This is a genomic window from Geodermatophilus aquaeductus, assembly GCF_900182545.1.
Classification (GTDB): domain Bacteria; phylum Actinomycetota; class Actinomycetes; order Mycobacteriales; family Geodermatophilaceae; genus Geodermatophilus; species Geodermatophilus aquaeductus.
In genome coordinates, this window is record NZ_FXTJ01000004.1 from 324,320 (window position 1) to 338,047 (window position 13,728).

Below are 13,728 nucleotides of genomic sequence, written 5' to 3' on the forward strand. Positions count from 1 at the left end.
CATGACCGGCCCCTCCCGTCTCGCGGTGTGATGTCGGCCACACGTTATGGCACCCGATGCCAGAAGTGGAAGGGGCAGGTCGGAGTCCCGCGTCGGTTCGACCCCGGCCACCTGCTCCGAGGAGTCAGTCCGCGGTGGTCCGCGACGTGCGGCCGTGCCGGCGGAAGCGGGCCAGCATGTCCCCGAACAGCAGCCGGGTGTCGACGTCGGTGTAGACCCGCCGCTCGCCCTGTCCCTGTCCCGGGGTCACGGTGGCCCGGCTGGACTCGACCGACAGCGCGGTGACGAGGACCGGCGGGCTGTCGCCCAGCGGCCACACCCCCTCGACGTCGAGCCACTCCGGCGGGTCCACGAAGTGCGACCACAGCCACTCGCCCAGCGCACCGGAGCCGGCGAGGTCCTCCTCCAGCTCGGCGACGGAGTACGCGCACTGCCGGTAGGCCTCCACGGGGAACTGGTGCACGGTCAGCCCCGGGTGCCCGAGGACGTACCGTGCCGCCTCCGCGTCGGCCTCCCGGTTGTACTCGAACCGCCCCTCCTCCACCGCCCCGCCGACCCACACCAGGGTCGTGCGGGCGGCGACGTCGGGCGCCTGCCGCAGCGCGTCGGCGACGTTGGTGAGCGGACCGCCGCAGACGACGTACAGCGGGAGCGGGTCCGCCCGCCTCGCCGCCTCGACGACGACCTCCGCGGCGGCCGACGTCCCCGGCCGCGACGGGTCGAAGGTGCCCTCCCGGCCGGCGGCGACCGGGGGCCGGGTGTGCCCGCCGACGACGTCGAGCAGCTCCTCGGCCAGCGCAGCCCCGTCGGCGGCCCGCGGCCTCGCGACGGGGAAGCGGGGGTCGAGCGGCGTGCTGGTGACGGCCTCGACCCGGTTGGTGGGTGAGAGCAGGTGGTGGGCGAGCGCGACGAGCCCGTCGGGGTCGCCGGACCAGTCGTTGTCGACGACCACGCGGGTCCTCGGCCGCAGGGGCAGGCGCGGCCGGCTCACCGGGCGGGCGTCCCGCGCAGCGCGTCGGCCAGGTACCGGACGGTGAGGCCGACGACCGCGTCGGCGTCGTCGTACCCGTCCCAGCCGGTGGCCGGCGCCGGGGACGCTCTCCAGCCGCACGTCGGCGCCGGCGTCCCGGAGCGCGCGGGCCAGCAGCTCGCTCTGCGCGTGCGGGACGACGCGGTCGGCGGTGCCGTGCACGAGCAGGAACGGCGGCGCGCCGGCGTGCGCGTGCACGACCGGGCTGGCCAGCTCCCGGGTGGCGTCGTCGACCCCGTCGAGGAGCACCTCCAGCGGCGGGACGAGGTCCTCGGGCGGCAGCGCGGCCGCGACCTCGGGGGGCAGCTCCGTCTCCGGCATCGTGGCCGCGTCGGCCACGCCGTACCAGTCGACGACCGCGTCGACGGCGCTGGAGGGTCCCCGCACCCCGACGGCGCCCTCGAGGTCGGGGCGGTCGGCGGTCAGGGCGACCAGCGCGGCCAGGTGGCCGCCGGCCGACTCACCGGCGATCCCGACCCGCCCGCCGTCGATCCCGAGCCCGGCGGCGTGGTGGCGCAGCCAGCGGACCGCGGCCTTGACGTCGTGCAGCTGGGCGGGGAAGGGAGCCTCCCGGGCGTGCCGGTACTCGACGGTCGCCACGGCCAGCCCGGCCGCCAGCAGCTCCTCGAACAGCAGGCCAGGCCGCAGGGACCCCGGCAGCAGGTGGCGGTTGCCGACCATCCACGCACCGCCGTGGACCCACACGACCACCGCGGGGAGCGCCGGGACGGCCGGCACCCAGAGGTCCAGCTCCAGGGCGCGGTACCCGGACACGGCCGCGTAGACGGCTCCGGGGTGGTGGCGCGTGCCGTCGTCGCGGACCCACGGCGCGGGCGGGGGCAGCGACGGGGCGAGGAAGGGGTCGGCGGGCAGCTCGGTCATCGGGGGTCCTCTCGGGTGCGCCGCTCGACGGCGGCGAGCAGGCGCTGCAGGCGGAGGCCGTGCCGCACGTCGATCGCCGGGGAGCGACCGGCGGCCACGGCCGCGGCGAGGTCGCCGGTGACCCGGCGCCGCACCGCCGTGCGGTCCTCCGCGCCGGGGTCGGCGAGGACCACCCGGCCGTCGTCGGTGACCGCCTCGCACCGCAGCGGCCCGCGTGCCCCGGGGGTCGCCACCGACAGCGTCGCGGTGCTGACCGCGCCGCCCTCGTGCTCGAGCGTCACCGCCGTCACCGCACCGGACGTGCGGGCGTGCACGACGGTCGCCGGGCCGGCCGCGGCCTCGAGCAGGTCGAGGACGTGCGGCCCGACGTCGTACAGCGCCCGGTCCGGACGCCGCCAGGGCGTGGCGAACGGTGACCCCGGGAGGGCCGCGCTGCCGACGAAGTCCGCCGTCAGCACCCGCGGCCGGCTCCCGCGGACGTCGGCGAGGAAGCGGTCCACGGCCGCCGTCCAGCGGTTGGTCAGCTGCAGCTGGGTGACGACGCCGGCGGCGTCTGCCGCGGCGGCGATGCGCTCGGCGTCCTCGACGGTGGACGCCAGCGGCTTCTCCAGGAGCAGGTGCCGGCCGGCCGCCGCCGCGACCGGGGCGAGCTGGGCCTGCACGTCGGGCGGCACGGCGAAGGCGACGGCGTCGCAGGCGTCCAGCAGCGCCTCGAACCGGTCGACGGCGGGCACGCCCAGCCGGCCGGCCAGCTCCCGGACCGCCTCCGGCCGGCGGGCCCAGATCCCGGCGAGCGTGGTGTCCGGGCCGGCGGCGAGCATCGGGCCGGTCGACATCGAGGCCCACGGCCCCGCGCCGACCAGCCCCACCCGCAGCGTCACCGGGCCCAGGGCTCGGGTCCCGCGGGTCCGCCGCCGACCACGGCCGGGTCGTCGGAGCCCTCGTACTCGAAGGACCGCAGCACCACGCTGCCGTCGGTGCACCAGGCCCCGACCAGGCGGCCGGTCATGCCACCGGCCACCTCCGTGGACAGGTAGCGGCCGTCGACCTCCCCGAGCACCTCGAACCCGTCGGGCCCCTCCACGCCGGCGAGGACCCGGTCCGGTCCGCGGGCGGTGGAGAACTCGTGCCCCTGGGTGGGGGCCATGCGGAAGCCCAGGCCGGCCTCGCCGTGGAGGGCACGCTCGCCGAGCACGGTCCGGACGTCGCCCACCGCCCACACCGCCCGCACGACCCCGTCGGCCACCTCGAGGTCGAGCGCGTGCCGCGGGTCGACGCGGACCGACAGCCCTCCGGTCCCCTCGGCAACCATGCGCGCCCGCACCCGGGCGTAGAGGTGCTCCTGGCGCCGCCCGACGAAGGCGGGACGGTCCCCGGCGGGCCGGACGAGCCAGCCGCCCTCGGTGCGGGAGACGACCTCCCCCGGGAACGCCGACGCCGCCACCCATGACGGCGGGAGCGCGGTCCCGGCCAGCTCCTCGCGCGCCACCGCGTCCGCGGGCGCGGCCGGCTCCAGGTGCCCGGTCACCACCGGCCACCCGTCGCGCCACTCGACGTCGTCGGCGAAGGTCTCGCGGCCGAGGACGTGCCACTCGGGGCTCGACCCCCGGGGACGCACCCCGTGGTAGACGAGCGCCCAGCTGCCGTCCGGGCGCTGCACCAGGTCGGCGTGGCCGGTGTTCTGCACCGGCAGGTCGGTGCCGCGGTGCGTGACCAGCGGGTTGGACGGGGAGCCCTCGAACGGCCCCTGCGGCGAGGGCCCGCGGGCGATGGTGACGGCGTGGCCGCGCTCGGTGCCGCCCTCCGCGATGAGCAGGTACCACTCCTCGCCGATGCGGTACAGGTGCGGGCCCTCGGGGAACTTGCCGCCCGTGCCCGACCAGATCCAGCGGCGCTCGGTGAGGAGCTCGCCGGTGAGCGGGTCGATCGCCGACTGCACGATGCCCTCGCCGCCGTTCGGGCCGAAGCCGGCGTAGGTCATCAGGCAGGTGCCGTCGTCGTCCCAGGCGAGGTCCGGGTCGATGCCGATGGCGCCCGGGATGCGCACGGGGTCCGACCAGGGGCCGGCCGGGTCGTCGGCCCACGCCAGGAGCTGCCCGCCCCCGTCGGACCAGTTGGTCGTGACCATCCAGAACCGGCCGTCGTGGTACCGCAGGGTCGGCGCGAAGATCCCCCCGGACGGGCCGGCCGGCGAGACGTCCAGCTGGGACGGGCGGTCCAGCACGTGCCCGACCTGGTCCCAGGACCGCAGGTCGGTCGAGCGGAACAGCGGGACGCCGGGGGCGTACTCGAAGCTGGAGGTCACCAGCCAGTAGGTGTCCCCCACCCGGCAGACCGACGGGTCGGGGTGGAAGCCGGGCACGACCGGTCGCTGCGTCATCGGGGGTCTCCGGGAGGGATGCGCAGGAGGGTGATCCGGGCGACGCCGAGGTCGTCGAGGGGGACGACGTGCAGCCGCTCGTCGCCGTTGAGCAGGCGGCCCCGGGTCCAGCGGCCGCCCTCGAGGAGGAGCTCCTCGACCCGGTCGACCTCGACCGTCTCCCCGGGCGCGCTGAAGTCGACGGTCACGCCCTGGCCGACCAGCAGGAAGGTGTCGTCGCCCTCGGCCATGAGGAGGCCGAACGGCCGGGTGTCCCGCGGCGCCGGTGGCCCCGCCGACCCCTCCGTCTCGCTGGGTGGCGGAGGCGGCGGGGGCGGGGGCTGGACCCCGGCGTCGAGCAGCATGCGGCCGAGGAGGGCGCGCGAGTCCCGTGCGGTCACGTCGAGGCCGCCGAGCCGGAAGGAGGAGTCCGGCGCGCCGTCGTCGAGCAGGATGCCGGCGATCCGGTCCTCGCCCTGCGCCGCGGTGATGGCCGTCGCCAGCGGGCGCAGGAGGGCGTAGGCGCGGGCGAGCTGGCTGTCCGTGCGGCCGTCCTCGATGCCGAAGACGGAGAAGCCGATGGCCCGGTGGTGCCCGAGCGCCCAGAACAGGCTGCCCGTGCGGAACCGCGTCTCCGGGACGAACAGCGGGTTGTCCGGGCGGTCGTAGTCGGCCATCGCGGCCGCCGCGTCGTCGACGTAGACGTCGGGTGCGAGCAGGTCGAGCGACGGCGCGCCCGCCTTCCACACGTCGAGCACCCGGGACGTCGGCCCGCCGCTGGGGTACTCCCCCGCCCGGGCCTGGCCCGGCTGCGGTCCCAGCCAGGCGTTGACGTACATCGGGAGCGGCTTCACGGCCCTGCCCGCCGCGGCCAGCTCCTCGACGTGGCCGGCGAACGCCCAGGCCATGAAGACCTCCTCGGCCTCCTCGCCGGTGCCGAACACCTCCTCCCACGTGCCGGCGGTGCGCCGGCCGTGGCGCTCCCACAGCTCCGCGAGCTCGGGGCGCAGCCGGTCGGGGTGCTCCTCGAGGTGGGCCACGAGCTCCTTGGGCACCTCGCCGTGCCAGGCCTCGTCGGCCGCGGGCGAGCGGTCCCGGCTGTCGCCGAGGAGGCCGACCTCGTTCTCGACCTGGACCATCACGACGACGTGCCCGGGGTCGGTCTCCGCCAGGTGACGCATGAGCGCGACGAAGGCGGCGCGGTCGGCGGCGAGCAGCTCCGGGGAGAAGACCGACAGGACCGGCTTCGGCATGGCCCCCGGGTAGCTGAACGCCACCGGGCGGCCCCGGGTGACGACGGCGCGGGGGAACCGGCCGGGATCCGACCGCACCCACCGGGGGGCGTACGTCGAGGCGGCGTTCTTGAACGCACCGAACCAGAGGAGCACCAGGCGCAGCCCGCGCTCCCGCGCCGCCTCGACCTGGGCGTCGACGTGCGCGAAGTCGAACGTGCCCTCGACGGGCTCCAGGAGCGCCCAGCTGACGCCGCCGATCACGGTGTCCGCGTGCGCGGCCGCCACGCGGTCGAGCACCCGGCGCAGGTGCCCCCCGTCGGAGGTCGCCGAGTTGTGCAGCTGGCCGCCGAGCAGGAGCGTCGGTGCGCCGTCGACGACCAGCTGGGTCGCGCGGCCGGTGGTGCGCAGGAACGGCAGCGGCCGGGCCCCGGTCACCGTGCGCCTGCGAGGCTGCGCAGCAGGGCGTGCTGGCGGCGGACCTGGTCGGCACCGCGGTAGGGCTCGCGCCGGCCCTCGTACTCGCTCGACAGCCAGCCCGACCAGCCGTGCTCGAGCAGCGTCGGCACGATCTCCCCCCACGGCACGTGCAGGTCGTGCAGGTCGTCGTCGACCTCGGCGAACTTCGCCTGGATGAAGTGCACGTGCGGCAGCACCTCGACCAGGTCGGCCATCGGCACGGCCAGCGGCCGCAGGTGCTCCGGCACCTCCCCGTCGTCGCCGACCTCGATCTCCTCCGAGAGCTCGAGCACCGGCGCGGTGTTGAAGATGCCGGTGTCGATGAGCAGCTTGAAGTGCTTGCTGCCGGTGCGCTCGATCAGGTCCACGTAGCCCTGGGTCACCGGGTGCCGGATCGGCGTCGGAGCGTGGATCTCCGGGCAGATGACGACGTCGAGGTCCGCGGCCAGGTCGAGGGAGCGCAGCACCGCCTCCTCCCACACCGGGTGCGGGTCGAGCTGCCAGGAGGTGACGCCGAACTTCGGCCGGACGGACGTGAAGCCGAGGCGGTGCGCCAGCCGCAGGTCCAGCTGCAGCTGCGCGGCGGCCTCCTCGCCGGTCAGCGCCCGGTCGCGCCACATCTCGGTGTCCACCCACGACCCGTAGTTGGTGGCGGTCAGCCCGTAGCGCTGCAGCAGCCCGTGCCAGGTGTCGATCCACGCCGGGTCGGGCGAGGGGTAGCCGGGCACGTTGCCCTCGCCGAGGATCTCGATCCCGGTGGCGCCGAGGTCGGCGACGTCGGCCAGCACGTCCTCGAGCGTCATCAGCGTGTAGACGTCGGCGGTGTAGCTGTAGGTGGAGACGCCGTAGCGCAGGCCGCCCTCCGGCGCCGGCGGCACCAGGACGGCCTTCGCCGAGGCGGTGAACGTCGTCCGCGACACCATCGGCGGGAAGTAGGGCCGGCGCAGGTACACGAGGACCTCGACGTCGTGCACGCCGGTGGCCAGCCCGCCCGGCCGCGGGACGGTGATCGTCGCCGGCTCGTCGAGCTGCCAGCGGACGTCGGTGGTGGCGCGCAGCTCGTCGAGGGTGAACGTGCGGCCCTGCAGCGTCCACAGCGGGACGGAGTCAGGCACCCGCTCGCCGTCGACGACGACCTCGACGCCGTCGAGCAGGCTGGCGGCGACGCCACGGTAGTTGGGGTTGCGCAGCACGAGCTGGAAGCCGGTGACGCGGCCGTCCTCGACGACGTTGCGGAAGCCGCGGCCCTGGATGACGTTGCGGTCGAGCACGGTCAGTTCTCCTCTGGGGTGAGCGCGGCGGCGATGTCCCGGGCCCCGCCGACGGCGAGGGCGACCGCGGTGAGGGTCGGGTTGCAGGCGATGGGGGTCGGGATGACGCCGTTGCCGGCGACGTAGAGGCCCGCGACGTCCCACACCCGCGAGGTCGGCGAGCACACCGAGGTGCCGTCGTCGGTCTCCCCCATCCGGACGGTGCCCTGGTAGTGCAGCGAGGCGCCGGGCGGGAAGGTCAGCGGGTCGCGGTCGTCGAGCGGCTCGCCGAGCGCGGCGGCGGCGCGCCGGACGGCGTCGCGGGCGGCCGCGATCGAGGCGGAGTCGGCCTCGGTGAGCCGGTAGTGGATCCGCATCGCCGGCATCCCGTAGGGGTCGGTCTCGGTGTCGGAGAACTCGACCCGGTCGGACTCCTGCAGGTCCTTGGCGCAGAACCAGCCCAGCCCGACGATCGTGCCCGGCTCCGGCTCGTCGGCGTCGGCCAGCGGCACCGGCGAGGCGTCGAGCTGCATGACCTGCCCGTGGAAGGGGTCCTCGTCGGTGTAGGGCACCCAGCTCACGCCGCTCTGCGCGACGATGCGCGGCTGCTCGCGGGGGTCGACGTCGGCCTCGGGGCCGGTGTCGACGTCGCGGAGCCGGACGGCGTAGACCGTCTGCGGCTGGTCGTTGAGCCAGCGGCCCAGCGCCCGCGGGCGCACGCCTGAGGCCCACAGCAGCTGGGGGGTGCGCAGGGCGTCGGCGGCCACGACGACGAACCGCGCGGCGACCACGTGCTCGCCGCCGTCCTGCAGGTCGCGCACCCGCACGCCGCGCGCCCGGCCGTCGGCGACGACGACCTCGGTCACCAGCGCCTCGGGCACCAGGGTGAACCGGGGGTTGGCGCGGGTGGGCTCGCCGAAGACGACGTCGGAGCCGGACCAGGTGACCCGCCCGTCGTCGTGCCGGACGACGGCCAGCGGCATCGGCGCCACCCGGCGGTCCTCGGCCCGCTCGTCGTCGAGGGCGCCGGACAGGCGCTTGCGGACCTCGCCGGCGAAGGGGGCGTCGTCGAAGGCGTGGGCGTCCACGCTGAGCAGCCGCTCGCCCTCGGCGAGCAGGTCGTCGAGCTCGGGCAGGAAGCCGATCCGCTCGCGGCCGCCCGGGCGCGGGCACGCGCCGGTCCAGTGCGCGCCCATCCCGCCGACGTTGCTCGACATGGCCGCACCGGGCAGCCCGTCCTGGCCCGGCTGCCGGTAGCCCGAGGCGAGGAGGAACGTGCCGGGGCGCACCAGCCGGGGCGCCTCGGTGGCGTAGCCCTCGTTGGTGTCGGTGGGGGTGCCGGCCGGCAGCGGCGCCGGACCCTCGCTGCGGCGCTGCGCGCGGGCCCGCTCGTCGGGGTCGACGATGTTCTTGACGTGCGTGCCGGGCGGGTCGGCCAGCAGCGGCCCGACCTCGAAGACGGCGATCGTCGCGTCCGGGCACTGCTCGCTGAGCACCCGCGCGTACGCCGCCCCGCAGGGGCCGCTGCCGACGATGGCCACGTCGACGCGCGCGGGGAGGGTCCTGGTCATGGCTGCTCTCTCTCGTGGTGCGGTCAGGCGGGGACGTCGACCCACCGCGCGGACGCGGCGGACTCGAGGACGGCGGCGGTGACGCGGGCGGCGCGGACGCCGTCGGCGAAGGTGGGCAGGCCGTCGGGCGCGGAGCCGGCGACGGCGGCATGGGTGTCGGCGACGAAGGCGTCGAAGCAGTCCTGGTAGCCCTGCGGGTGGCCGGCGGGGACGACGGAGTAGCGGGCGCCGGCCGGGCCACCGGACGCGCCGCGCAGCAGCTGCCGGTTGACCTCGCGGCCGCCGATCCACAGCGAGTCGGGGTTCTCCTGGTCGAAGCAGAGGCTCTCGGCCGCGCCGTCGACGGAGAACCACAGCCGGTTCTTGCGGCCCGGCGTCACCTGGCTGACCGTCAGGTTGCCCACCGCGCCGCGGTCGGTCTCGAACAGCACGACGGCGGCGTCCTCGGTGGTGACCGGCCGGCCGCCGCGCTCCGGGTGGACGGTGAGGGTGCGCGCGGCCAGGCGGGTGATCCGGTGGCCGGAGACGAACTCGACGAGGTCGCACCAGTGCACGCCGATGTCGGCGAAGGCCCGCGAGGCACCGCCGGTGGCGGCGTCGACCCGCCAGTCGTCGTCGGTGTCGGCGGCCAGCCAGTCCTGCAGGTAGGAGCCGTGCAGCAGCCGCACCGGGCCGGCGCTGCCGTCGGCGACCCGCGCCCGCGCCTCGCGCACCGTCGGGTAGAAGCGGTAGACGAACGGCACGGTCGCGGTCACCCCGGCCGCGGTGGCCAGGTCGTGCAGCTCCTGCGCCTCGGCGGCGTCGACGGCCAGCGGCTTCTCGCACACGACGGACTTGCCGGCCGCGACCGCCGCGCGCACCAGCGGCGCGTGCGTGGCGTTCGGCGTGCACACGTGGACGACGTCGACGTCGTCGGCGGCCAGCAGCTCCTCGACGGTGTCGGTGGCCGACTCCGCGCCGATCCGCTCGCGGCCGGCGCGCGAGGACTCCGGCGTCGAGCCGGCCACGCGGGCGACCACTCCCCCGCTGCGGCGGACCGCGCGGGCGTGCACGGTGCCCATGAAGCCGGTCCCGACGATGCCGGCCCGGATGCGATCGGTCACGTGGCGGTCCTCCTGTGTGCGGTGCGCCCGGGAAGAGGGCGCGAGGGGTCGTGCGGGCGGCCTCCGGCCGCTCGCCTGGTCCGTGGGGGTGGCGCCGCGCTGCGCCGGGGGTGGGTCGGGCGGGGTCAGCCGGCCGCCTGCGCGGCGGCGAAGCGGTGCCGTTCCGCGCGGCGCTCGGCCTGCCGCCGCGGGTCGGGCACCGGCGCCGCCAGGAGCAGGCGCCGGGTGTAGGGGTGGTCGGGGGCGGTGGTCACCGCGGCGGCGTCGCCGGTCTCGACGAGCTCGCCGCGGTACATGACCGCGACCCGGTGGCTGATGTGCCGCACGACCGACAGGTCGTGGGTGACGAAGAGGTAGGCGACGCCGGTCCGCTCCTGGATCTCGATGAACAGGTCGAGGACGCGGGCCTGGGTGGACAGGTCCAGGGCGCTCACCGGCTCGTCGCAGACGACGAGCTTCGGGTCACGGGTCAGCGCGCGGGCGATGGCGATGCGCTGCCGCTGGCCGCCGGAGAACTCCCGCGGCAGCCGGCTCACGGCGTCGGCCGGCAGGTGCACCTGGTCGAGCAGCTCACGCACCCGCCGCTGCGCGTCGGACCGCGACGAGCCGGTCACCAGCAGCGGCTCGGTGAGGATGTCGCCGACGGTCATCGCGGGGTTCAGCGACGTGTACGGGTCCTGGAAGACCACCTGGACGTCGCGGCTGAGCGCCCGGCGCTCGCGCCTGCCCAGGTTCGACACGACGCGGCCGCCGAGCCGGATCTCGCCCCCGGTGACCGGCGCGAGCCCGAGGATCGCCCGGCCGAGCGTGGTCTTGCCCGAGCCGGACTCCCCGACCAGGCCGAGGGTCTCCCCGGCGCCGATCTCCAGCGAGATGCCCTTGAGGACCCGCACCGGCGGGCGGCGCCAGCCCGTGACCGGGTAGTCGACGACCAGCCGGTCGACGGTCAGGAGGGGGGCGGACACGGTGCTCGTCGACTCGGCACTCATCGGCTGGGCGCTCATCGGGGACCTCCGGAGGTCAGCGGGGCGGGCGCGATCTCCTCGGGGTGCAGGCCGGCCCCGGCGAGGGCGCCCCGGGCCGGGGTGTCCTCGAGCGTGGAGCCGAGCAGCATCCGCGTGTACTCGTGCTGCGGGTCGGCGAACAGCCGCTCCGCCGGGGCGGACTCGACGATCCGCCCGTCGCGCATGACGGCGACGGTGTCGCAGACGTCGGCGACGACGCCGAAGTCGTGGGTCACCAGGACCACGCCCATCTGCCGCTCGGCCTGCAGCTCGCGGACGAGGTCGAGCACCTCGGCCTGCACGGTGACGTCGAGGGCCGTCGTCGGCTCGTCGGCGATGAGCAGGTCGGGGTCGCAGGAGACGGCGCCGGCGATGAGGACCCGCTGGGCCATCCCGCCGGAGACCTGGTGGGGGTAGGAGGCGAAGACGCGGGCCGGGTCGGGGATGCCCACCCGGTCGAGCAGCTGCAGGGCCCGGGTGCGCGCCTCGTCCTTCGACAGCCCGAGGTGGTGGCGCATCGGCTCGGTGAGCTGGGAGCCGATCGTGAACGAGGGGTCGAGGTTGCTCATCGGCTCCTGCGGGATGTAGCCGATCCGGCGGCCGCGCAGCCGGTTCATCGCCGCCGGGGACAGCCCCCGCAGGTCGGTGCCGTCGAAGGTCATCCGCGCCGCGGAGGTGCGCGCCTGCGGCGGCAGCAGGCCGAGGACGGCGAAGGCGGTCTGGGACTTGCCCGAGCCGGACTCGCCGACCAGGCCGAGCACCTCGCCGCGCCGGACGGTCAGCGACACCCCGTGGACGACCTCGCGCTCGGTGCCCTCCGGCGTCGGGTAGGCCACCCGCAGGCCGTCGAGGACCAGCAGCGCGTCCGGGACGTCGGGGGCCGCCGGGACCTCCCCGCCGGCCGCGACGACCGGCGGTGCGTCCGTCCGCTGCCGGCGGCGGACCCGCGGGACCCGGCCGGAGACGCCGAGCGCGTCGCGCAGCGCGTTGCCCAGCAGGCTGAACGCGGTGACGGTGAGGACGATCGCCAGCGCCGGCCACAGCAGCAGCCGCGGTTGGGCGTAGATGTTCTGGAAGGCGTCGCTGAGCATCCCGCCCCAGCTGGCCTGGTTGGCCGAGCCCAGGCCGAGGAACTCCAGCCCGGCCTGGATGACGATCGCGATGCCGAGCAGCTGCGAGACCTGGATGACCGTCGGCGGGACGACGACCGGGAGCACGTGGCGGCGCATGATCCGCGCGTCGGACAGCCCGGCCACCCGGGCGGCGTCGACGTAGAGCTCCTCGCGGACGGCGATCACCGACGAGCGGACCAGCCGGAAGACGCCCGGGGCGATGATCACGCCGAAGACTGCCATCGCCAGCGCGGTGCTGCGGCCGAACTGGGCCAGCACCACCAGCAGCACGATGATCGCCGGCAGCGCCATGAGCAGGTTCGCCACCCAGCTGGCGACGGCGTCGAACCGGCCGCGGCGGTAGCCGGCGAGCACGCCGGCCGGCAGGCCGAGCAGCAGCGAGACCGCGACGACGATCAGCGACCCGATCAGGCTGGTCCGCGCGCCGTAGAGCAGCTGCGCCCAGACGTCGCGGCCGACGCCGTCGGTGCCGAGCGGGTGGTCCCCGCCCATCGGCGCGAGCGCCTCGGTGATCTTCGACGCCGTCGGGCTCTGCGAGGTGAGCAGCGGGGCCAGGAGGGCCAGCACGGCGACGGCGACCAGCCAGACCAGCGCGACGACGGCGACGGGGTTGCGCAGCAGCCGGCGCACCGCCCCGGCACGGGCGGGCGCGGCGACGGCGTCGACGGGCGCGGGGCCGGCCGGGCCGGCGTCGGACAGGATGCTCATGCGATCCGCACCTTCGGGTTGAGCCAGCCCAGCACGACGTCGACCAGCAGGTTGACCAGGACGACGACGACCACGGCGACCACGACGATCCCGAGGACCAGCGGCACGTCGCCCTGGCCCGCCGCGGACGTGGCGCGCTCGCCGAGGCCGTTGAGGCCGAACACCTTCTCGATGACGACCGCGCCGCTGATGAGCGCGATGAACTGGAGGGACAGGACGGTGAGCGACGCGGGGGCGGCGTTCCGCAGCGCGTGCTTGAGCAGCACGCTGCGCGTGGGCAGGCCCCGGCTGCGCAGCGTCCGGACGTAGTCCTGCTGCAGCACGTCGATCATCGAGCCGCGGGTCTGGGTGGCCACGGTGGCGATGGCGCCGATGGCCAGGGCGATCGCCGGGAGGGTGATCGAGGCCAGCCAGGCGCCCGGGTCGTCGGTGAACGCGGTGTAGCCGAGGGCCGGGAAGAGCCCCAGCTCGACGGCGAAGACGAGGGAGAGCACCAGCCCGACGAGGAAGTTCGGCACGGCGAAGGCCACCGTCGAGATCCCCTGCAGCAGGCCGTCGAGCCAGCCGCCGCGCACCGCGGCGACCACGCCCAGCACGATGCTCACCGCGGCGGTGAGCACGGTGGCCGCGACCACCAGCGACAGGGACACCGGGAGGGCGTCTCCGATGAGCCCGCCGATCTGCTCGTTGGTGAACCACGACGTGCCGAGGTCACCGCGCAGCGCGCCGGTCAGCCAGTCCCAGTAGCGCTCGAGGACGGGCCGGTCCAGACCGAGCTCGGCGGACTTGGCGGCCACCTGGTCGAGGCCGGCCGTGGGGCCGAGGATGCGGCGGGCCGGGTCGGAGCCGGTGAGGCTGGTCAGGAAGAAGGTCAGCGTCGCGATGACCCAGACCAGCGCCACACCGGCGCCGAGGCGGCGGAGCAGGAAGAGGAGCACGGTCGGCCTCCGGGGCGGGATCGGTGCCGGGCGGCCCGTGCCGGCGGGGTGGTCTCCCC

General features: G+C 75.9%; 10 protein-coding genes. All 10 read right to left on the reverse strand.

Going from position 1 to position 13,728, the window contains the following annotated elements; all coding sequences use genetic code 11:
* Positions 1 to 124: 124 nt before the first annotated feature.
* A complete protein-coding gene (locus FN207_RS26940; protein ID WP_246066022.1) occupies positions 125 to 1,912 on the reverse strand; it encodes an alpha/beta hydrolase fold domain-containing protein in 1,788 nt (595 codons plus the stop codon).
* Positions 1,909 to 2,793: a Gfo/Idh/MocA family protein gene (locus FN207_RS12860; RefSeq protein WP_221888170.1), complete on the reverse strand. Its 885-nt coding sequence runs from the start codon at positions 2,791 to 2,793 to the stop codon at positions 1,909 to 1,911. The genes FN207_RS26940 and FN207_RS12860 overlap by 4 nt, the downstream gene beginning before the upstream one ends.
* Positions 2,790 to 4,292: a glycoside hydrolase family 43 protein gene (locus FN207_RS12865; protein ID WP_142458890.1), complete on the reverse strand. Its 1,503-nt coding sequence runs from the start codon at positions 4,290 to 4,292 to the stop codon at positions 2,790 to 2,792. The genes FN207_RS12860 and FN207_RS12865 overlap by 4 nt, the downstream gene beginning before the upstream one ends.
* Complete coding sequence (locus FN207_RS12870; RefSeq protein ID WP_142458891.1) at positions 4,289 to 5,941, reverse strand: GH35 family beta-galactosidase; 1,653 nt, start codon at positions 5,939 to 5,941, stop codon at positions 4,289 to 4,291. The genes FN207_RS12865 and FN207_RS12870 overlap by 4 nt, the downstream gene beginning before the upstream one ends.
* On the reverse strand, positions 5,938 to 7,233 hold the full coding sequence (locus FN207_RS12875) for a C-glycoside deglycosidase beta subunit domain-containing protein (RefSeq protein WP_246066023.1): 1,296 nt from the start codon (positions 7,231 to 7,233) through the stop codon (positions 5,938 to 5,940). Before FN207_RS12875 ends, FN207_RS12870 begins: the two co-directional genes overlap by 4 nt.
* Before the next feature lie 2 nt (positions 7,234 to 7,235).
* Positions 7,236 to 8,783 (reverse strand): GMC oxidoreductase, encoded by a 1,548-nt coding sequence (locus tag FN207_RS12880; protein WP_142458892.1) that lies wholly within the window; start codon positions 8,781 to 8,783, stop codon positions 7,236 to 7,238.
* A 23-nt stretch (positions 8,784 to 8,806) separates the two neighbouring features.
* On the reverse strand, positions 8,807 to 9,886 hold the full coding sequence (locus tag FN207_RS12885; RefSeq protein WP_142458893.1) for a Gfo/Idh/MocA family protein: 1,080 nt from the start codon (positions 9,884 to 9,886) through the stop codon (positions 8,807 to 8,809).
* 125 nt (positions 9,887 to 10,011) lie between these two features.
* Positions 10,012 to 10,890, reverse strand: a complete 879-nt coding sequence (locus FN207_RS12890) for an ATP-binding cassette domain-containing protein (protein WP_221888171.1) — start codon at positions 10,888 to 10,890, stop codon at positions 10,012 to 10,014.
* Positions 10,887 to 12,731 (reverse strand): dipeptide/oligopeptide/nickel ABC transporter permease/ATP-binding protein, encoded by a 1,845-nt coding sequence (locus FN207_RS12895; RefSeq protein ID WP_142458894.1) that lies wholly within the window; start codon positions 12,729 to 12,731, stop codon positions 10,887 to 10,889. The genes FN207_RS12890 and FN207_RS12895 overlap by 4 nt, the downstream gene beginning before the upstream one ends.
* The gene (locus FN207_RS12900) at positions 12,728 to 13,669 is read right to left on the reverse strand and encodes an ABC transporter permease (RefSeq protein ID WP_142458895.1); all 942 of its coding nucleotides are present in this window, start codon (positions 13,667 to 13,669) and stop codon (positions 12,728 to 12,730) included. Before FN207_RS12900 ends, FN207_RS12895 begins: the two co-directional genes overlap by 4 nt.
* Positions 13,670 to 13,728: the final 59 nt, after the last annotated feature.

What these genes read in the sequence shown, in the direction of transcription:
- FN207_RS26940 (WP_246066022.1), bottom strand. Translation starts at nt 1,912, where the DNA reads ATGACCGAGCTGCCCGCCGACCCCTTCCTCGCCCCGTCGCTGCCCCCG.
- FN207_RS12865 (WP_142458890.1), bottom strand. Translation starts at nt 4,292, where the DNA reads ATGACGCAGCGACCGGTCGTGCCCGGCTTCCACCCCGACCCGTCGGTC.
- FN207_RS12880 (WP_142458892.1), bottom strand. Translation starts at nt 8,783, where the DNA reads ATGACCAGGACCCTCCCCGCGCGCGTCGACGTGGCCATCGTCGGCAGC.
- FN207_RS12890 (WP_221888171.1), bottom strand. Translation starts at nt 10,890, where the DNA reads ATGAGCGCCCAGCCGATGAGTGCCGAGTCGACGAGCACCGTGTCCGCC.
- FN207_RS12895 (WP_142458894.1), bottom strand. Translation starts at nt 12,731, where the DNA reads ATGAGCATCCTGTCCGACGCCGGCCCGGCCGGCCCCGCGCCCGTCGAC.